This is a genomic window from Xenorhabdus yunnanensis (assembly GCF_028598805.1).
GTDB classification, from domain to species: Bacteria; Pseudomonadota; Gammaproteobacteria; order Enterobacterales; family Enterobacteriaceae; genus Xenorhabdus; species Xenorhabdus yunnanensis.
In genome coordinates, this window is sequence record NZ_JAQRFI010000013.1 from 1 (window position 1) to 19,104 (window position 19,104).

At 44.0% G+C, this 19,104-nt stretch carries 22 protein-coding genes and 1 pseudogene; 20 read left to right on the plus strand and 3 right to left on the minus strand.

The annotated features are described in order from the left end of the window. Positions 1-339: 339 nt before the first annotated feature. Positions 340-849, plus strand: coding sequence for a zinc ribbon domain-containing protein (locus tag PSI23_RS07370; RefSeq protein WP_273554566.1), 510 nt, complete (start codon positions 340-342; stop codon positions 847-849). A 270-nt stretch (positions 850-1,119) separates the two neighbouring features. Here PSI23_RS07370 and PSI23_RS07375 read toward each other — a convergent pair whose 3' ends face one another. The 3 genes from PSI23_RS07375 to PSI23_RS07385 all read right to left on the minus strand — a co-directional run bounded on the left by PSI23_RS07375 (position 1,120) and on the right by PSI23_RS07385 (position 2,161). Further along, entirely contained in the window at positions 1,120-1,536 is a 417-nt protein-coding gene (locus tag PSI23_RS07375; protein WP_273554481.1) for a type II toxin-antitoxin system HicB family antitoxin, read from the minus strand. A gap of 55 nt (positions 1,537-1,591) precedes the next feature. Further along, positions 1,592-1,765, minus strand: coding sequence for a type II toxin-antitoxin system HicA family toxin (locus PSI23_RS07380; RefSeq protein ID WP_273554482.1), 174 nt, complete (start codon positions 1,763-1,765; stop codon positions 1,592-1,594). Positions 1,766-1,900: 135 nt separating this feature from the next. Next, complete coding sequence (locus PSI23_RS07385; RefSeq protein ID WP_273554483.1) at positions 1,901-2,161, minus strand: hypothetical protein; 261 nt, start codon at positions 2,159-2,161, stop codon at positions 1,901-1,903. A 153-nt stretch (positions 2,162-2,314) separates the two neighbouring features. Here PSI23_RS07385 and PSI23_RS07390 point away from each other — a divergent pair. The 19 genes and pseudogenes from PSI23_RS07390 to PSI23_RS07480 form a co-directional block, all read left to right on the plus strand. After that, positions 2,315-2,780, plus strand: a pseudogene (locus PSI23_RS07390) (transposase); the annotation flags it as partial. A 538-nt stretch (positions 2,781-3,318) separates the two neighbouring features. Further along, complete coding sequence (locus tag PSI23_RS07395) at positions 3,319-4,269, plus strand: YopJ family acetyltransferase (RefSeq protein ID WP_273554484.1); 951 nt, start codon at positions 3,319-3,321, stop codon at positions 4,267-4,269. Positions 4,270-4,966: 697 nt separating this feature from the next. Next, positions 4,967-5,356, plus strand: coding sequence for a hypothetical protein (locus tag PSI23_RS07400; RefSeq protein ID WP_273554485.1), 390 nt, complete (start codon positions 4,967-4,969; stop codon positions 5,354-5,356). Positions 5,357-5,462: 106 nt separating this feature from the next. Further along, a complete protein-coding gene (locus PSI23_RS07405; protein ID WP_273554486.1) occupies positions 5,463-6,536 on the plus strand; it encodes a methyltransferase in 1,074 nt (357 codons plus the stop codon). 13 nt (positions 6,537-6,549) lie between these two features. Further along, positions 6,550-7,278: a beta-ketoacyl synthase chain length factor gene (locus PSI23_RS07410; protein ID WP_273554487.1), complete on the plus strand. Its 729-nt coding sequence runs from the start codon at positions 6,550-6,552 to the stop codon at positions 7,276-7,278. Further along, complete coding sequence (locus PSI23_RS07415) at positions 7,271-8,062, plus strand: lysophospholipid acyltransferase family protein (protein ID WP_273554488.1); 792 nt, start codon at positions 7,271-7,273, stop codon at positions 8,060-8,062. The genes PSI23_RS07410 and PSI23_RS07415 overlap by 8 nt, the downstream gene beginning before the upstream one ends. A gap of 18 nt (positions 8,063-8,080) precedes the next feature. Next, positions 8,081-8,338, plus strand: a complete 258-nt coding sequence (locus tag PSI23_RS07420; RefSeq protein WP_273554567.1) for a phosphopantetheine-binding protein — start codon at positions 8,081-8,083, stop codon at positions 8,336-8,338. 14 nt (positions 8,339-8,352) lie between these two features. Then, a complete protein-coding gene (locus PSI23_RS07425) occupies positions 8,353-8,646 on the plus strand; it encodes an acyl carrier protein (protein ID WP_306309533.1) in 294 nt (97 codons plus the stop codon). 48 nt (positions 8,647-8,694) lie between these two features. Continuing rightward, positions 8,695-9,270 carry a COG4648 family protein gene (locus PSI23_RS07430; protein ID WP_373567289.1) on the plus strand — a complete coding sequence of 192 codons (576 nt, stop codon included), beginning with the start codon at positions 8,695-8,697 and terminating at the stop codon, positions 9,268-9,270. Continuing rightward, complete coding sequence (locus PSI23_RS07435) at positions 9,267-10,655, plus strand: class I adenylate-forming enzyme family protein (protein WP_273554489.1); 1,389 nt, start codon at positions 9,267-9,269, stop codon at positions 10,653-10,655. The genes PSI23_RS07430 and PSI23_RS07435 overlap by 4 nt, the downstream gene beginning before the upstream one ends. Continuing rightward, positions 10,642-11,001: an ApeI family dehydratase gene (locus PSI23_RS07440; RefSeq protein WP_273554490.1), complete on the plus strand. Its 360-nt coding sequence runs from the start codon at positions 10,642-10,644 to the stop codon at positions 10,999-11,001. Before PSI23_RS07435 ends, PSI23_RS07440 begins: the two co-directional genes overlap by 14 nt. Then, complete coding sequence (locus tag PSI23_RS07445; RefSeq protein WP_273554491.1) at positions 10,992-12,770, plus strand: glycosyltransferase family 2 protein; 1,779 nt, start codon at positions 10,992-10,994, stop codon at positions 12,768-12,770. The genes PSI23_RS07440 and PSI23_RS07445 overlap by 10 nt, the downstream gene beginning before the upstream one ends. A gap of 3 nt (positions 12,771-12,773) precedes the next feature. Next, entirely contained in the window at positions 12,774-13,196 is a 423-nt protein-coding gene (locus tag PSI23_RS07450; protein WP_273554492.1) for an acyl-CoA thioesterase, read from the plus strand. 41 nt (positions 13,197-13,237) lie between these two features. After that, positions 13,238-13,816 (plus strand): outer membrane lipoprotein carrier protein LolA, encoded by a 579-nt coding sequence (locus PSI23_RS07455; RefSeq protein WP_273554570.1) that lies wholly within the window; start codon positions 13,238-13,240, stop codon positions 13,814-13,816. After that, positions 13,788-16,112, plus strand: a complete 2,325-nt coding sequence (locus PSI23_RS07460; RefSeq protein WP_273554493.1) for an MMPL family transporter — start codon at positions 13,788-13,790, stop codon at positions 16,110-16,112. Before PSI23_RS07455 ends, PSI23_RS07460 begins: the two co-directional genes overlap by 29 nt. Continuing rightward, the gene (locus PSI23_RS07465; protein ID WP_273554494.1) at positions 16,109-16,672 is read left to right on the plus strand and encodes a DUF3261 domain-containing protein; all 564 of its coding nucleotides are present in this window, start codon (positions 16,109-16,111) and stop codon (positions 16,670-16,672) included. Before PSI23_RS07460 ends, PSI23_RS07465 begins: the two co-directional genes overlap by 4 nt. 3 nt (positions 16,673-16,675) lie before the next feature. Then, a complete protein-coding gene (locus PSI23_RS07470; protein WP_273554495.1) occupies positions 16,676-17,872 on the plus strand; it encodes a beta-ketoacyl-[acyl-carrier-protein] synthase family protein in 1,197 nt (398 codons plus the stop codon). Beyond that, on the plus strand, positions 17,872-18,369 hold the full coding sequence (locus PSI23_RS07475; protein WP_273554496.1) for a hotdog family protein: 498 nt from the start codon (positions 17,872-17,874) through the stop codon (positions 18,367-18,369). The genes PSI23_RS07470 and PSI23_RS07475 overlap by 1 nt, the downstream gene beginning before the upstream one ends. Next, the gene (locus tag PSI23_RS07480) at positions 18,366-19,097 is read left to right on the plus strand and encodes a 3-ketoacyl-ACP reductase FabG2 (RefSeq protein ID WP_273554571.1); all 732 of its coding nucleotides are present in this window, start codon (positions 18,366-18,368) and stop codon (positions 19,095-19,097) included. Before PSI23_RS07475 ends, PSI23_RS07480 begins: the two co-directional genes overlap by 4 nt. Positions 19,098-19,104: the final 7 nt, after the last annotated feature.

Below are 19,104 nucleotides of genomic sequence, written 5' to 3' on the forward strand. Positions count from 1 at the left end.
TAAGCATAAATATATGATTTACCGATACCATTCACGGTACTCATAATCGCTTGGTCGCTGGTTCAAGTCCAGCAGGGGCCACCAAATTTTAGCTGTTAAATCAGCACATTAAGCCGCTTTTCAACAAGTGGCTTTTTTATTTTTATAGGCCAGTGGCGACAAAATGGCGACAGGGATTTTTCCGACACTCAATGTTTCACTTCTTTTGTTGATTGTTTTCCATCCTCTTTACACATGTTCACTTTATACCCACTCAGAATAACTCAATGTTCGTGCTACTTTTCTTTACACCTAAATCCGTTATCCTTACCGCGCTTTTTTAATATTTAAAGATGATTAATCTATGGCACTAAAAAATGTAAAGAGTGTGGGAAAGAGGTTTCTACATCAGCGAAAACATGTCCACACTGTGGGGTTAAAGATCCCGGAGTGGGAGCCAAAGAAAAGTTCGGTGGCTTTATTGTCCTATTTCTTATCATAGGAGGGATTTGGTTTTACTTTTCAGGAGATGATGAAACCAATGACACTAAAACAGTATCAGCTGCTAAAACTTGCGCACCAACTGATACTCAGTGCCTCTTTGATCAAAATTGGCCAGAAGCTGCAATGCAGTGCAGAACTCCAATACAGAAGCTATCTAAATATGATTATGAATGGGCGGACGGAATCTTAACGCCAATGTTCTCACACGCTCGACTCGATGCAAAAAACAACCAAATGACCTTCATCGGGGATAAAGTTAAATTCACTAATGGCTTTAATGCGAAAGTTCCAATGATTTATAATTGTACAATGAACTTAAAAACGCAAACAGTACTGGATGTAAGTGTTGAGCAAGGAAGACTATAAATTTCAGTTCAATAGTTAGTCTCAAGCCGCGTTCTGTCTGAGTTCCATGATTTAGCGCGGCTTCTCCCCGTGATCTTACTTCCCACGTAAAATATAATTTTCCTTTGACTATCATTGCATTATGATTTTCTCCGTGATCCTCTTTTGATCCAAATTAACCGAAGATGACCTATACGTTAATAGATGAATAGTTTATAGGGCGTTTGATTGCGCTTGATGAGAGCATGAAAAAGGCCACGATTTACGCAGCCTTTTGAAAGGTGATCATCGTTATAAGATGGACACGGTCAATTGATGCCCGATTGCTGTTGCCGCCTTAGCGACCGTATCAATCTTGGTCGAATGGTGTAAATCAAAGAGTCGGGTGACTTCCTGCTTTTTCACCCCCATACGTTGGGCTAACTCAGTTTGCGTTAATCGGGAATCAACAAACGCATTGAGCATCAGCACCTTTGAGGCCACGCTTAAGGGGACATCGACATAATCATCACCTTGCCCCATGGGGCTGGGACACGGGATTTTCTCATTGCCTTCGAAATAAAACTCAAAGGACGTTATTAGCGCATCAAGTGCCATCTCCAGCGCCTCTTCCCGTGTATCCCCTTGGGTTAAGGCTTCAGGGATATCCGGGAACGAGACGAAATAACCGCCCTCTTCGACTGGCTCTAATATTACGGGATATCGCATAGTATTTGATGGTGAAGCCTGTGCGAGAACCCGCCTCCTGAGAGACGAGTTTTTACTACAATCCTAACTGCTTAATGATTGCTTTCCTCAGTGGCTCTTTTATCTCATGGCTGGGATGACTTGGCATGACGCTGTGCTTCCCTTTGTATCTCAGTTTCAGATGGTTTGTACCATTTGAAACTTCAACGCCCTGAGCTTCCAGCCACCGCCTGAACTCGCTTTGCTTCACCACTCCTCCATTCTGTTGAACATGTGATTATAGTAAACATTAATGCTTACCATGTCAGCATTTTTGTTTACAGGGAAAGAGGCGGATAAAAATAAACCCCGCCGAAGCAGGGTTACTTTGACTACAACAGAATAATCAATTGGTGAGGTTGATTTCTCTGTTTTTACTTCGACGTGATGATTTATCGTTTGTGCGCTGACTGAGAGGAGCAACCTCGGTCAGAGCGCGACACTCCTCAACTAACATAATCACTCTACTGCCTGTCATGCTGGATATCAACTCGCGCATGTGGAAAAGATAAGTGACACTCATCCAATCACGGACGAATATTTCCTGTTTCACACCCGCAATGCTCTGTTTAAGCAGGCCGATTTTCTCTATCAGTTTTTGTCCCACTTCAATATTGGCCTCTTTCCCCACACTGGCAAGGTAGTTCGATGAGGCCAGACTGTTGTCGCCGTCTGTTACCTGTTGGATAGTGAAGTGGCAGACTGATTTTGGTCACCTTGATAGAGGTGATATTCTCACTTCAATTATTAAACAGGTGACATGATGAAAAGAAGTTTTAGCCCTGAGTTCAAACTGGAATCAGCCCAGTTAGTTCTTGACCAGAATTACAGTGTAATGGACGCTGCTAAGGCGATGAATGTCAGTAAATCAGCCCTGGGCAGTTGGGTTCGTCAGATTACCTAAAGCCATGCCCATCACACCGGAGCAAACTGAAATACGTGAACTCAAAAAGAAACTGCAACATATTGAAATGGAAAATGAAATATTAAAAAAATCGTTAGCGCTCCTGATGTCGGACATGGTGACCGCCAAAGGCATGCCATTAGGCCGATGGCTGGCCGGGAAGTTAATGGCTGAACCGGGGCTGGTCAGTCGCCAGCCACCCAAACACCGCTATTCGCGTAAGGAGCAGGAACATATTGATATCCCTAACCACCCTGACCGCCAGTTTGCGGTCACCGAGCCCAATTTGGTTTGGTGTGGCGATGTGACCTACATCTGGACAGTTTTGGCAAGACCCTAAGTTAGTGACCCATTTTGGTTGACCACTTCAGTTTCTATATAAGATATAGTCGAATTAAATTAGCTATAATTTTTAACATCATGAAAAGTAATATGAAGTTATCTATTTTTGATGGGTAGTCACACAATAACATCGAGATAAAAGGAGATTATATAATTATCTCAGATAATAGCTTTTATTTTCTACCAAAATACCCTCTAAAAAATCTTTTAAGATATCCCGCCATACCTCCTATATACAATTCCCTTAACGCCTTATTATTATTTGGATTTTAACGATTAATACGGCTTTTACTAACTGTATACCCTATTACTCTCTTATTTAAATTAATGTATATACCCTTCGTATTTCAAGTTGCCTCTTTGTTGGCTGCACTCATTCACCCCGGTCACATAGTTATCTATGCTCCCGGGGATTCTCTCCCTTGCTGCCGCGACGCATCTTGAAATCCATTGGGTATAGAGAACCATTAATTGCTTTCCTTGATCGCAAAATTAAGTAATATAGAAAGAGAAATGATTTGTGGAAAATTATTTTTCAGCAATTAAATCAGATTATTATGGAAATACTTTATATAGCCATTGGAGTGTTAAAAATGCTTGCTAAAGACTCTTTGAACAAATATATAGAAAAAGCTCAGTCAAATAAACAAAATGACATTCAATTCAATGATATACTAGTGGATATGTCGAATTGTGAAATAATATTAAGGCATTTCAATTCAAGATATCCGGATATGAATTCTCATCCTACTATTATGAATGTAAATGATTTCATTAAAAACATAAAAGATTCACCGCCAAATAATAATGAAAGAAAACTTTTTATTGTTAACGCTGGTGGTGATCGAACACATTTTGCCACCGCTAATGTTTTTAAAGATATGAATGATAAAATTTCCATCATTTTTGTTGATTCAAGTCTCGGAAGAAATCAGCATATTCTTTTCGCATTATATTTAAATTTTAAAGACGCTTCTAACATAAAAACACTTTATATTTATAACCAAATACAAAATAGCAATGGAGATTGTCTACTGTTTTCACTTCATTTTTTGAAAAAGATGCATAAACACCGTAATCACTTTGTAAAACTTCATCAAGATCTTTTTAATGATAGAATAAGATTTATTAGAGAAAAAAATACAACTTTTAATCCACCAGAAGAACTTAGTGATGATTATTTAGAGAAGGCTCATGTTGTATTCTTCGATCAAGCAATAAAATTATTACCTATTGATTTTTTTAAACATGCACATTCAAAGACGCCAATTAATGCTTACTTAGAAAACCATCCTGATGAAACCAGTAAAAAAGTGAATAAGTGGAAAGGAGGGGAAACATTGATAGACAGATATAATCGCCATAAAGTGATCCGTACGATTGACGGAAAACAACGAACCTACAGTAGCTCTATTGAAGAAAAAAGACTTAGTCTTGCACAGGCTGCGCTACGTTGGCTTGGTGAATAATTAATAAAAAACAGTAAATGATATCGGTAAGATTATAATCTCTCATCTTTCGAGTTACCTCTTTGACAGGGAAATTTCGAAAGAGAAATCGTTTTTTGCTGTTACAAATCCAGATTTCAAGCGAAATTCATATCCAATAAGGCCAGTTTCATCAAGGGCGAGAATAAAATTGGCCTTGCTTCTTTCCTTTTAATGACAAGTACTTTTAATGACAAGTAAATGATGTGTGACATCTTGTCTCCTGTAATAGGGTTTCCAATAAATACTCAATGCCGCATGCTCTAAACAGGATACAACAGTATTATTTATCTGTTCCAGCGTGAATGAAAGTACACCAATGAAATTATGATTAACTTCTACTCTTAAATAAAATCAGATAATTAACTCATTAAAATTACAGGTAATGCCACAAAAATTATACTAACGTGCTAGACAGGTTGTTTCTGTTTTATTTTCCTGCCAGAAGATACCTCCCCTGGTGAAGTGAGACGAATCTTGGTTGGGCAATACGAGATTCGCTATGAGATTCAGGAAAAAATAAAAAGCAGAAATAAAATCGAATAGGATTCAGAAAATGCCTCAATGGAAACCATAATGAAATGATAGATGTAGCAGTATTGTAAGAATTTATTTAAACTAATCTGTACAACGTCACTATGACATAAGCTATATCATCTCATCTAACAAGAGAAAAATAATGAAAACTTCATATAAGCTATTAATTAGTCTGGCTTGCGTCATCACGCTCGCTGGCTGTGCTCGTAACGCACCGATATTAACTCCCCAATCCACTATCATGACTCATAATTCTCTGCCTTCCGTGAAAAAAGCTATTTTGGAAGCAGGTAAAAAACGTAAGTGGGCAATGACTGAAACTTCTCCTGGTGTTATTGATGGCTTCCTGAAAAAACGCGATCATGATGTTCAAATACGCATCAATTATACCGCCAAAAACTACTCTATCAATTATGTCAATAGCCATAAATTAAGAGAGCGCAACGGAAAAATTCATCGTAATTATAACCGTTGGGTCAATAACTTGGATAAAGACATTCAGTTAAATTTAGCCCTGTTGGCTAATCAATAAATTTCCACTTTAGGGCCTATCCTATATCGGTGAAAACATACTGATAAGATAGGCTTTAGTTTTTCAATATACATTCTGGCTACAGACATATCGGATATCTGGATATATGACCGCACCCTATAATTATGACAAAGATGAGTTCAGTGCACTTGAGGCAATTACAGAAGCTCAGCGTATTGCTTTTGCCCCTATGCTATTTCAAACAGCAATCGGACTACGCGATTGCGGAATTTTATCTTTCTTGGATAAAAACCACAAAAATGGTGCGACCAAAGATGAGATTTTCAGGAACTCCGAATTAGATAGCTACGGTGTGGGTATTTTGCTGGATATGGGATTGAGCGGCAGAATTATTATTAAGCAGGATGATCGTTATTTCCTCAGTAAAATCGGACATTATTTGCTACATGACAAGATGACTCGCGTCAATATGGATTTCACTCAGGATGTTTGTTATCAAGGGCTATTTCACTTAAAAGAATCTCTCCTGAAAAATAAGCCTGCCGGATTAAAAGTGTTCGGTGAGTGGCCAACGATTTATCCTGCCCTGAGCCAATTACCTGAACCTGCTAAAACAAGCTGGTTTTCATTCGACCATTTTTATTCTGATTCTGCCTTTAGTGCGGCATTGAAAACTGTTTTCTCCATGAATCCCAAAGTGATTTATGATATTGGTGGTAATACAGGAAAATGGGCATTGCGCTGTTGCCAATATGACAGTAAAGTCAGCGTTACTATTCTGGATTTACCCCAGCAAATAAAATTGGCTGAAGAAAATATACGCAGCCAAGGTATGGCTGATCGTATTTTCGGCTATCCTATTGACATGTTATCGGATAACGACTTACCCACAGAAGCAGATATCTGGTGGATGAGCCAATTCTTAGATTGTTTTTCCGAAACACAAATTATAGGCATTTTACGCAAGATTTCCGCAGCCATGAAACCTGATGCGCGAATTTGCATTATGGAGCTGTTTTGGGACTGCCAGCCTTTTGAAGCAGCGGCTTATAGCCTTAATGCTACCTCGCTTTATTTTACTTGTATGGCAAATGGTAATAGTCGTTTTTATAGCGTTGATGATTTTACCCAATTCCTTAATAAAGCTGGGTTGGTAATAGAAAACCAAATTGATCAGCTAGGGCTAGGACACACATTACTGATCTGCAAAAAGCAGTAACGAACGGTATTTCATGAAATTGACATTGGATATTACAGACTGGCAAGCAATCGCCCCAGGGCTTTCTCTTGCTGAAGAGTGGAAAGAGTGGTCTGCGAAATTACCAGCTACTATTGATAAATCACAGCCATTAGAGAAATGTGCCCAATTACCCATGATGACAGCTCGCCGTTTAAGCTCTGGCAGCCGTCTTGCCGTGGATTGTGGTTTAAGCATCCTGTGCCGTAATCAAGTCGATGCCATTGTCTATACCAGCCGTCACGGTGAGTTGGAACGCAATTACCAAATATTGCAGAATCTGGCGCAAAAAGAGAGTGTTTCTCCAACCAATTTTGCCATGTCAGTGCATAACTCTTCTGTAGGTAATCTAACCATTGTGGCGAAGGCTCCTCTGGTTTCCTCTTCCGTTTCGGCAGGCATTGACAGTTTCCAGCAAGGACTGTTTGAAGCCTCAACACTGCTTCATGCGGGTCACCGCAAAGTCCTGCTGGTCGATTTTGATGGTGAGATCCCCAGCTTTTATCACAATGTCATAGATGCCAATACCCCAACCTATCCATTTGCAGTCGCTCTATTGCTGGAGTCAGGTACTTGCTTACGCTGTACAAAGCAATCTTCATCAGAAGCAGAGCCTGACCTTCCTCAAAGCCTCCAGTTTCTTCATGGCTGGTTACGGGGCAAGCAGAATTTCACTGTTTCAGGGGATCATTGCCAGTGGAATTGGAGCCTGCCAGATGATTAAAAGGGTTTCCATCAATATCACTGAACGCATTAACTGGTTCTGGCGTCTGCTCATGACCGGATTTTGTTTTACCCTGTTTGGCGTAGGTGGGTTATTGCTTTCTCTTGTTTGGTTTAATTTATTGCTGGTTTTCCTACGCAATAAAAATAAACGTTGCCATCTCGCACGCCACAGCATTTCATTCAGTTTTCGCCTGTTCCTTTTTTTGACCAGAAAATTGGGCGTACTGGATTACCATTTCAATGGCCTGGATAAAATTCGGGCGGATAAAGGCTGTTTGATTATTGCCAATCACCCAACTTTACTGGATTACGTCATTCTGGCATCAACGCTGCCAGACGTGGATTGCATCGTAAAATCTGCGTTACTGCGTAATCCTTTTGTCAGCGGCGTAATCCGCTCTGCACGTTACCTGATTAACAGTGATGCAGAAACTCTGCTTCCTGTTTGCCGCGAACGGCTGACTTCTGGTCACAATATACTGATTTTCCCAGAAGGAACACGCACGACGCCCGGTCAACCTATTTCGCTTCAACGTGGAGCCGCTAATATCGCTGTACGATGTGAATGTGATTTGCGGATCATACATATTACTTGCAGCCAGACTATGCTGGATAAAAAAAGCAAGTGGTATCAAATCCCACCGAAAAAGCCCATTTATACAATCAATATTGGTGAACAGCTTACCAATGAAAATTTTGCTGTTGATATAGAAAATGGGCATGCCATCGCTGCCCGCCAACTCAATCGTCAGCTAACTCAATTATTAACACCATCAAACTAACAGATGTCGGATACGATGATGCAAGAATTACATATTGAAATAAAACAATTAATTATAGACACCCTGAATTTGGAAGATCTTACACCTGCCGATATTGAAACTGATACCCCTCTGTTTGGCGACGGCTTAGGCTTAGATTCAATCGATGCTCTGGAGCTGGGGTTGGCAGTAAAAAATCGTTTTGGCATCGTACTATCCTCTGAAAGTGAAGAAATGCGCCAACACTTTACTTCTATAGCCACATTGGCAGCTTATATCCAGTCACAACAGGCATAAGAGTAGGTGTAATCATGGAAAAACAAGCTATTTTTCAGGAAGTCTCCCAGCTACTGGTTCAACTGTTTGAGTTGTCCCCCGAAGACATTACGCCTGAATCACGACTTTATGAAGATCTGGAACTCGATAGCATTGATGCGGTTGATATGGTTGTCCACTTACAGAAAAAAACCGGACGCAAGATCAAACCTGAAGCATTCAAATCCGTTCGTACCGTGCAGGATGTCGTGGATGCCGTGGAACAGTTATTGAAAGAGCAATCATCGACAGAACCATCGTTGAAAGAACCGTCGTTGAAAGAACGATAATCAGCAATAAATAATCAGTAAAGCAGAAACAAACATTTGGGTAGTTAATTGAAGCCGTTGATTTTATTGCTCCGTATTGCCAATACCGTGATGTTAATCGCCTGGCCGTTCTTGGTCTGGGCGATGGTTAACTACGGGCAATTTCATGCCATGTTGATCGTCATTATTTTATTTTTTGTTTTGCGATTATTGTTAAGCAGGCATCAAACCCATAATCAGCAGAAAGCTGGCTGGCATACCGGATGGATATTGTCCATAACAGGGATAGCCTTGGGGCTGGCCAGTTTATTCCTTCGCAGCCACCAGCTTCTTATGTACTACCCGGTAGTCGTTAATGCTGTTCTGCTGATTCTGTTTAGCAGCTCATTGCGTTACGGCCCACCCATTATTGAAAAAATAGCCCGCATCAAAGAGCCGGATTTACCCCCTGAGGGCATTGCCTATACACGTAAAGTCACCTACATCTGGTGCCTGTTTTTTATGTTCAATGGCGCAGTAGCACTTGGAACTTGCCTGTATAACGATATGACCTTATGGACATTGTGGAACGGAATGGTGAGCTACCTATTAATTGGGTTACTCATTTCCATTGAATGGCTGGTACGCCAGCGGGTAAAAAAATGATGAAAGCACAACCCATATCTCAATGGCTATCAGAAGATAATAACCCCGACAGGCTAATCAGTTGGGGAAATCACGCCATCAGCCTGAATACACTTCGACAGGATGTGACCGCGTTATATTTACGCCTGAAAATACACGCAAAAGACCAAAAACTCTCAGCGTCCCGCTGGGCCTTGTGTTTTGATGATAGCTACAGTTTCTGTGTCACGCTGCTGGCAACACTTCATGCTGGTAAAACTCCCGTAATTCCGGGTCATTGCCGAGAAGCCCAATTACAAGAGCAACAATCTCTGTTTGATGGTGTATTGACCGATTTACCCCTGACTTTATCCTGTCCTTGTTTACGGATGACACCATCAAATCCAGACATTGATGTTACGGAAAAAACCTCGCTGAACATCACATTGCCAGCCATCTCACCGGATGCCACTTTGGTGATGTTTACTTCTGGTTCAACGGGTATTCCTCAACAAGTGCTCAAAACTGTGGCAGCCATGGATCTTGAATCCCAATGGCTTGCTTCCCTGTGGGGAGATAAACTGCAATCCTGCATTGTCAGATCTTCAGTCAGCCACCAGCATTTGTATGGTTTAACCTTCCGCATCTGGCTGCCAATGGCTCTGGGGTTACCATTCGATCGTAATATGGTGGAATTTCCTGAACAGCTTATCAATAGCCCACGTTGTGCGCTGATCAGTAGCCCTGCCTTCCTGCAACGGCTGGATGACAAACTTCCTGCCCCTGATTGTATTTTTGTAGTTTCAGCGGGTGGCCCACTGCACTTTGCCTGTGCGGAACGATCAATGCAGTGGCTCAACATCCCGCCTAATGAAATTTATGGCTGTACCGAAACAGGCATAATGGCCTGGCGAAGCCGTAAAACAAACAACGAAGTCTGGACGACCTTTGAGGGAGTTTCATTTCAGGAAGATGGAGAAAAAAATGTGCGCGTCTATTCTCCTCTACTTGCTGACCCCTTTGGTCTTATTCTGGACGATCAGTTTGACTTTGATGAGCACGGTAATTTTGCTTTATTGGGGCGCCGGGATCGTCTGGTGAAAATTGAAGAAAAACGTATTTCCCTGTCAGAAATCGAACGTCGCCTGAGTGAAATTTCTGGTATCACTGACGCTGTTGCATTGCTCATTAATCGAGGTAAGCGCAATAACATTGGCGCGGTAGTCGTTTTAGATCACGAAACCTACAAACGTTATCAGCAGCAAGGAATTCGCAAGCTGTCACAAGATTGGCGTCACCAGTTAAAGCCTTGGTTGGAATCTGTCGCATTACCACGCTATTGGCGAGTCGTTGAAGCCATTCCCTTGAATGCCCAAAGCAAGCGCTCATGGCCTGCTTTACAGGAGCTATTTAATGAAACCCATTGAAATTCACCGCGAGCAACCTGCTCAAAATGAGGTCATTGTACAACTGTACTTAGACCCCGATTTAAATTGGTTCCGGGGGCATTTTTTCATTCAGCCACTTCTGCCGGGTGTGGCTCAAATCGATTGGGTCATGCATTATGCCGAAACGCTGTTGGCACCGAGCTGGTTTTTCTCTTCGGTTGAAATGGTGAAGTTCCAACTCCCTCTACAACCGGGCGACAAGCTACTATTGAAAATCAAATGGGATGAAGAAAAACATCTCCTGACTTTCCATTATGATGTAAAAGCTCAGAACGGAAGCGAAAGCCAGACAGCAAGCCAAGGAAAGATAAAATTATGTCGCTGAGCGCAAATACGAGCGTAAGTACGATTACGCCCTGCGTGGTTATTCCTTGTTATAATCACGGCGCAACCATGTCGGCAGTATTGGAAAGATTATCCCCTTATCATCTCCACTGCTTTATCGTGGATGATGGCAGTTCTCCCGACACTCAACACCGTCTTGAAGATTTAGCAAAGTCTGTTCCTAATGTAACGCTTATCCGCCTTGAACATAATCAGGGCAAAGGTGGAGCAGTCATGGCAGGAATGCGGGCAGCCGCGGATTCAGGCTATAGCCATGCCTTACAGGTTGATGCCGATGGGCAACATTGCCTTGCCGATATCCCCCTGTTTTTGACAAAGGCGCAGCAGTATCCCAATCACTTGATTTCCGGCAATCCAAAGTATGATGATTCCGTGCCAAAATCCCGCCTTTATGGGCGCTATATAACTCATTTCTGGGTTTGGGTGGAAACGCTTTCTTTATCCATTAAAGACAGTATGTGTGGCTTTCGTGTTTATCCGCTGGCTCCCACACTACAACTGTTGGCTAAAAAAGATGTTGGTCGGCGCATGGATTTTGATATTGAAATCATGGTGCGGCTCTATTGGCAGGGAACAGAAAGTCAATTTGTGCCAACAAAAGTTACCTATCCTGAAAATGGCCTATCCCATTTCGATGCGTTGAGGGATAACCTCAGCATTTCATGGATGCATACCCGCCTGTTTTTCGGCATGTTACCGCGCATTCCTTCTTTATTATGGCGTAAACAACTGCTATGGCATAAACAACAGCTATGGCGTAATCGACTGGGAATAAATAGCCAGCATTGGTCAGCTATTCAAGAACGCAAAGGGTTGCTTGGCATGAAGTTCATGCTGGCGGTTTATCGATGGTTCGGGCGCAAGCCTTTTGAATGGCTGCTTTACCCTATCGTTGGCTATTTCTGGGCAACTGGTGGTTCACAGCGTCAGGCATCCCGCCAATATCTTGAGCGACTGAAACAAACCATGCAACATAAAGGCATTACTATTCCACAGGGCCTTGATAGTTATCGCCATTACCTGCGTTTTGGCACAGCCATGTTGGACAAAATCGCAAGCTGGCGTGGTGACTTTAAATGGGGAAAAGATATCGAGTTTGCTGCGGGAGCAGAACAAGCACTTTTGGATGAAAAACTTTTGGATGGAAACTCAGGCGGAAAACTACTGTTGGTTTCGCATTTGGGTGATATTGAAGTCTGTCGGGCACTGGCTCAACAAACGGGTAAACCGACCATCAATGCACTGGTATTTACTGAGCACGCCGAACGTTTCAAACAGATCATTGAAGAAGTTTCACCACAAGCAGGAATCAATTTATTACCAGTAACGGATGTCGGAGCAGATACCGCCATCATGCTGAAAGAAAAAATTGATGCCGGAGAATGGGTGGCAATTGTCGGTGACCGGATTGCCGTTAATCCTTCTCGCGCCAACACTCAACGCGTTGTCTGGAGCCAGTTTCTCGGTCATTCTGCACCATTTCCGCAGGGGCCGTTTATCCTTGCCTCGGTGTTGCGTTGTCCAGTCCTACTGATGTTCGCTCTCCGGCAAAATAAACAGTTCAAAATTTATTGTGAACATTTTGCCAATCCTCTGGAATTGCCACGTAAACAACGAGACCAAGCGTTGCAGCAGGCGGTAGATCTCTATGCTTCCCGACTGGAACACCATGCCCTGCAATCTCCGCTCGATTGGTTTAATTTTTTCGATTTTTGGCAATTGCCGTCTGCTCGGACAAATAAGGAATAAAAAATGCTGACTGATCCCCGCTTTACGGCTGAGGTTGAATTAACTGTGCCATTCCATGATGCTGATCCAATGGGCGTTGTTTGGCATGGAAACTACTTCCGTTATTTTGAAATTGCCCGTGAAGCATTGATGAACCAACTCAATTATGGTTATCGGGAAATGAGTGAATCCGGCTATGTCTGGCCTGTCGTCGATGCCAAAATCAAGTACCGGGCTTCCGTGCTCTTTGAGCAAAAAATACGCGTCAGGGCCACCATTGAAGAATTTGAAAATCGCCTGAAAATTGCTTATCAGATTTTTGATGCAGCAAGCGGCAAAAAAACAACCGTAGGCTACACCATTCAGGTCGCCGTTTCTAAAGAAACACAGGAAATGAGTTTTATCAGCCCGGACATTTTATTTGAACGCATGGGGGTCAAACCGTGAAAAAATGGCGCTGGATATTACTGTTCCTGACAGCAAGTTTCATGATAATCAACAACGTGGCACATGCCATCACTCTTGAAGAATTACAACAGCGGTTCGCCCACCAGCCAACTGTGCGAGCACATTTCACCCAAGTGCGTCAAATTCAGGGTATGCCACAACCCCTCTCTTCCAGCGGTGAAATGCTGGTTTCACAACATAAAGGGCTTTGGTGGCATCAACAAAAACCTTTTCCACTGACACTGGTGCTGGATGACAGCCATATGGTGCAAGTCATGCCGGGGCAGACTCCCCAAGTGATTACCGCCGATTCCAATCCACAACTGTTTCAGTTTAACCATCTGATGCGGGCGCTGTTTCAGGCCGATCGTGCCGTGCTGGAAGAAAATTTCAAAATCGAATTCAACGATCTTGGGCAGGAAAAATGGCGCTTGGTACTGACACCCAAAACGTCTCCTTTGGATAAACTTTTCACCGCGATTACTCTGAGCGGCCAAGCTAACCTTGATACGATTTTACTGACCGATCGCCAAGATGATCGTACAGAACTCTCTTTTACCCAACACCAATTAACACCAGAGACGCTGAGTAATGAAGAAGAGCAACACTTCAAATTCTGAGCCACGTCTGCTGGCGCTATTCTGGTTACTGATATGCGCTATCCTGCTGATATCGCTGGTAACCTTGTTACCTCAATCCCGTCTGTCCACCAGCGTACTGGCATTGTTGCCGGCACAAAGTGCCGGCAACATGCCACCTGCTTTGCAAGAAGAGTTCATACAACGTCTTGATCGGCAATTGGTGTGGATGGTCAGTCCGGGGAAAAAAGAGGATGTCGCCCCTGCCCAATACTGGTTGGAGCATTTGCAAAAAACACCGTTTCTGAGCCATGTCAAAGGGCCAATGACGGCAGAACAGCAACAAACATGGGGTCGTTTTTACTACGAACACCGTAATGCCATGCTCGATCCTGCTACCCGTGACAGGCTGAAAGATGAAGGCAATCAGCAGGCAAACTGGATCTTGTCTCAAATTTATTCCGCATTTTCCGGTGTCAGCGGGCAAGAGCTTAATAATGATCCCCTGATGCTGGTCAGAGGTTCACAACTGGCGCTTCAGCAGACATCCAGCCAATTGCGACTCCAGAATGGCTGGTTGGTCGCCAAAGATGATTCAGGGAAAAAATGGTATCTGCTTCACGGAGAGCTAAAAAGCTCCTCCTTTGACATGCAGCAAGGGCATCACGCTGTCACTGAGTTGAATAAGTTGCAGCAGACTCTGAAAGCTCAATTTCCTGATGCCGAAGTCATGTCACGGGGAACCCTATTCTATAGCGATTACGCCACCCAACAGGCGAAACACGATATTTCAACACTGGGTAGCGCTACGGTACTCGGCGTATTGCTGCTCATTTACAGTGTTTTCCGCTCCCTAAAACCTTTGCTACTGTGTGTTCTGTCCATCAGTATCGGCGCATTGGCAGGAACTGTGGCGACTTTAGGGATCTTTGGTGAACTTCATTTCATGACGCTGGTAATGAGCGTCAGTATTATCGGTATTTCCGCCGACTACGCCATTTACTATCTGACAGAACGTATGGTACATGGTCAGGAAGTCACACCGTGGCAAAGTATGCGAAAAGTCTTGCCAGCCTTATTGATGGCATTGGCAACAACCGTTATTGCCTATCTAATCATGATGTTCGCCCCTTTCCCCGGCCTACGCCAATTGGCTGTATTTGCGGCTGCGGGTTTGACGGCTTCCTGCCTGACCGTCGTCTGCTGGTATCCCCGTCTTGCTAAAAATCTGCCAGTACGCCCTGTTCCAGCCATGATCATGTTAATGCGCTGGCTGGCGTTATGGAGACGCAATAGGCTGTTTTATATGGGATTACCAACAATACTGGTAGTTTTTGCGATGCTGGGAATTTCCCGTTTGCAGATCAATGATGACATTGCCCAATTACAGGCTCTGCCACAGGATATCCATCAACAGGAAAAACGCATTGCAGCACTAACCGGACAGCGAAGCGATCAGAAATGGTTCGTTATTTACGGCAATAATGCAGAACAAACCTTGCAGCGACTGGAATCTTTTATTCCAAAATTGGATACAGAAAAACAGCAAGGTAATATCAGCCATTACCAACGATTCCCGCTCTCCTCCCTTGCTCAGCAACACCGGGATCTTGAACTGCTCAAGGCAGCCACTCCCAATATCATGGCTCGCCTGGCAGAATCAGGTTTGACAATGAAACAGCCTGATGCTCATCTCATAACTGTCACGCCGAATGACTGGCTCAACAGTGTAGTCAGTGAAGGTTGGCGTTTGATGTGGATAACCCTGCCAAACGGTCACAGTGGCGTTTTGCTACCTGTAAACGGCGTTAAAGACAGTGTATCGATGCGTCAGTTGGTAGAAAAACAGGAAGGCGTCAGTTGGGTTGATCGCAAACTGGCTTTCGATGAAATGTTTCAATTCTACCGCACCATGCTTGGCTGGTTGTTGGCAGGTTCAATAATACTGATTGCCATCAGTTACATAGCACGGCTCGGTTTGCGTCGCGGCGTCATCAACATAGTGCCATCCTTGCTATCTCTTGGCTGTGGGCTGGCTGTTCTCGGCTTTAGTGGTCATAGCCTTAACTTGTTCTCAATATTGGCTCTGGTTCTGGTGCTTGGCATTGGCATCAACTACACCCTGTTTTTCAGTAACCCCCGTGGTACTCCGCTGACCTCGCTATTAGCGATCAGTGTCGCAATGTGTACTGCATTACTCACACTGGGGATGTTGGTATTCAGCAGCACTCAAGCAATCAGCAGTTTTGGCATCGTATTATGCAGTGGGATCTTTACCGCTTTCCTGCTATCGCCATTGGCAATGCCTGAGCGCCAAAAAAGGAAAAAGAAATCATGATACGGTTATTCATTCTATCCCTGGCTTGCCTGCTGGCAGCGTGTATGAACTCCCCGCAAAACGGCGCGCCCAGTGCATGGCTGAAACCGGGTGTAAGTGTTGCATTACCAGAACCAACCATAACGCCTGCCATAAATAAACAACAACTGCTGACGGCTACAGTAAAAGGCAAGCAACAGTCATTGATTGTGCTACTCAGCGCCAATGAACAACACCTGTCATTGGCAGGATTGTCTTCGCTGGGCATTCGGCTGTTCAAATTGAATTACGATCAAAATGGCATTCATACCGAACAATCCATTGTCTTGCCGGAACTTCCGCCTGCCAATCAAGTCTTGGCTGATATTATGCTCAGTTATTGGCCTGTTTCCGCTTGGCAGAGCCGACTGCCTGATGGCTGGGTGCTTAAGGACAGAGGTAATCTGCGCCAACTACATGATAAAAATGGGAAATTAATCATAGAAATTCATTATGATAGCCCAAATGGCAAACGACGCCCGATTCACGTCCAGCAATTCATTTTCGGTTATGACATCGCCATTCAGCATCTGGAAGAGTAAAGCATGATTTATATTTCTGCCGTGGGTATGCTCAATGCCTTGGGCAATAACGTCGATGAGATTGCGCAGAATCTCGTGCTCGGTCAGGCACCTGGCATGTATGAGCGCTCTGGCTGGCTACAACCCGAAAAAACCTGCTGTCTGGGAGGCGTTGACGGTGAATTGCCCGCTATTCCTGCCGCCCTGTTTAAACACAACAGCCGTAATAACCGTTTGTTACTGGCTGCCTTGATGCAAATAAAACCACAGGTAGACGATGCCATCGCCCGTTATGGTCGGGAACGTATCGCTGTGATCATGGGAACCAGCACATCTGGCCTTGAAGAGGGTGATCAACATGTCAGCCGCACGATCTATCAGCAATCCAGCCATCAACAACCCAATCAGGATTACCATTATTACCAACAGGAATTAGGTGATCCTTCCCGCTTCCTCGCCAGTTATCTTGGTATTGATGGGCCTGAATTTACTATCTCGACAGCCTGCTCATCCAGCTCGCGGGCAATTATCACCGGTCAACGTCTGATTGAAATGGGCGTAGTGGATGTGGCGATTGTTGGTGGTGCGGACACACTGAGCCGTATGCCAATCAATGGATTCAATAGCCTGGAATCTCTCTCCCCTACCTTGTGTGAACCATTTGGTGAAAACCGCCAAGGCATCACTATCGGAGAAGCATCAACATTACTGCTGCTAACTCGGGAACCTCAGCCGAGCGCATCTCAGCCAATAGCATTACTTGGCGTAGGGGAATCAAGTGACGCATGGCATATGTCTGCCCCGCATCCTGAAGGGAAAGGAGCCATTGAAGCTATCAATATGGCATTGGGAAATGCAAAACTCTCTCCAGCAGAAATCGGTTATATCAACCTGCATGGAACAGGCACAAAATTAAATGACCAAATGGAATCTATTGTCATCAACCAGATTTTTGGTGAAAACACCCCATGCAGTTCAACCAAGTATTTAACCGGTCATACTCTGGGTGCCGCAGGTGCCTGTGAAGCCGGAATTTGCTGGCTACTGCTGTCGCGTAACCTACCGCTGCCGGCACAAGATTTTTCACGCTCAAACATAGATACCTCACTATCTGATTGCGGCTTGCTAACCCAATCGCAACCACTGGAAAAACCGATTGTCATGTCAAATTCTTTTGCCTTTGGTGGCAACAATACCAGCCTGATATTGGGAGTCGCATAATGTCTGACTATTTGCCAGTAGAGCGTTATTTACCAGTGGATCGTTATCTCCCACATGAAGCACCAATGGTATTACTGGAAAAAGTGATCTCCGTATCCAGCGAACATGTGCATTGTCAGGTTACGGTCAGCCAGGACGGCGTTCTATCCCCTTTTCTCAATGAAAAAGGCCACCTGCCGGGTTGGTTTGCCATTGAAATCATGGCCCAAACCATTGGTGTCTGGTCTGGCTGGCATCGCAAGGAAAGAGAAGAAGAAGACTCTGCACTGGGCATGTTATTGGGCGGACGTGCCGTACGGTGCCAAATACCCGCTTTTACCCAAGGCAGCGTGCTGGATATTCAGATGAATTTATTACTGCAAGATGAAAAATTTGGCAGTTTTGAAGGTGAAATCAGTTGTAATGGCACTGTACTGGTGACAGGCCGCCTGAACACCTACCAACCTAACACAACAGAACTCACACAACTAATAAATAAACAGGATGGAGTAGCATAATGCGTTCAGTTCTAGTGACCGGTGCCAGCAAAGGGATAGGCAGGGCTATTGCCTGCCGGCTGGCGGCAGATGGTTTTACGGTCATCGTGCATTATCACCGCGATGCTAAAGGTGCGGAAGAGACACTGGAACAAATTCAGGCAAACGGAGGCAGTGGCCGTATACTGAATTTTGATGTTTCGGATCGAACTATCTGCCGTGAAGTGCTGGAAAAAGACATCGAAAACCATGGTGCTTACTATGGCATTGTCTGCAATGCCGGGATCGCCAAAGATGGTGCTTTCCCTGCTTTGGAAGGCGATGACTGGGACAGTGTTATTCATACCAATTTGGATGGCTTCTACAATGTTATCCACCCTTGCGTCATGCCGATGATCGGCTTACGTCAGGGAGGGCGCATTATCACATTATCATCCGTGTCCGGTTTGATGGGCAATCGCGGACAAGTCAATTACAGCGCGGCTAAAGCCGGCATTATCGGGGCAACAAAAGCGCTGGCAATCGAATTGGCGAAAAGGAAAATCACCGTAAACTGCATTGCTCCCGGATTGATTGGTACAGACATGATCCAAATGGAAGAAGCGGCTCTGAAAGAAGCCATGAATATGATCCCAATGAAACGAATGGGACAAGTGGATGAAGTGGCTGGTCTTGCCAGCTATCTGATGTCTGATATTGCGGGATATGTAACCCGTCAGGTCATCTCAATCAACGGGGGAATGTTATGAGCCATAA

What these genes read in the sequence shown, in the direction of transcription:
- PSI23_RS07375 (WP_273554481.1), bottom strand. Translation starts at nt 1,536, where the DNA reads ATGCGATATCCCGTAATATTAGAGCCAGTCGAAGAGGGCGGTTATTTC.
- PSI23_RS07400 (WP_273554485.1), top strand. Translation starts at nt 4,967, where the DNA reads ATGAAAACTTCATATAAGCTATTAATTAGTCTGGCTTGCGTCATCACG.
- PSI23_RS07405 (WP_273554486.1), top strand. Translation starts at nt 5,463, where the DNA reads ATGACCGCACCCTATAATTATGACAAAGATGAGTTCAGTGCACTTGAG.
- PSI23_RS07410 (WP_273554487.1), top strand. Translation starts at nt 6,550, where the DNA reads ATGAAATTGACATTGGATATTACAGACTGGCAAGCAATCGCCCCAGGG.
- PSI23_RS07415 (WP_273554488.1), top strand. Translation starts at nt 7,271, where the DNA reads ATGATTAAAAGGGTTTCCATCAATATCACTGAACGCATTAACTGGTTC.
- PSI23_RS07420 (WP_273554567.1), top strand. Translation starts at nt 8,081, where the DNA reads ATGCAAGAATTACATATTGAAATAAAACAATTAATTATAGACACCCTG.
- PSI23_RS07425 (WP_306309533.1), top strand. Translation starts at nt 8,353, where the DNA reads ATGGAAAAACAAGCTATTTTTCAGGAAGTCTCCCAGCTACTGGTTCAA.
- PSI23_RS07435 (WP_273554489.1), top strand. Translation starts at nt 9,267, where the DNA reads ATGATGAAAGCACAACCCATATCTCAATGGCTATCAGAAGATAATAAC.
- PSI23_RS07440 (WP_273554490.1), top strand. Translation starts at nt 10,642, where the DNA reads ATGAAACCCATTGAAATTCACCGCGAGCAACCTGCTCAAAATGAGGTC.
- PSI23_RS07445 (WP_273554491.1), top strand. Translation starts at nt 10,992, where the DNA reads ATGTCGCTGAGCGCAAATACGAGCGTAAGTACGATTACGCCCTGCGTG.
- PSI23_RS07450 (WP_273554492.1), top strand. Translation starts at nt 12,774, where the DNA reads ATGCTGACTGATCCCCGCTTTACGGCTGAGGTTGAATTAACTGTGCCA.
- PSI23_RS07455 (WP_273554570.1), top strand. Translation starts at nt 13,238, where the DNA reads ATGATAATCAACAACGTGGCACATGCCATCACTCTTGAAGAATTACAA.
- PSI23_RS07460 (WP_273554493.1), top strand. Translation starts at nt 13,788, where the DNA reads ATGAAGAAGAGCAACACTTCAAATTCTGAGCCACGTCTGCTGGCGCTA.
- PSI23_RS07465 (WP_273554494.1), top strand. Translation starts at nt 16,109, where the DNA reads ATGATACGGTTATTCATTCTATCCCTGGCTTGCCTGCTGGCAGCGTGT.
- PSI23_RS07470 (WP_273554495.1), top strand. Translation starts at nt 16,676, where the DNA reads ATGATTTATATTTCTGCCGTGGGTATGCTCAATGCCTTGGGCAATAAC.
- PSI23_RS07475 (WP_273554496.1), top strand. Translation starts at nt 17,872, where the DNA reads ATGTCTGACTATTTGCCAGTAGAGCGTTATTTACCAGTGGATCGTTAT.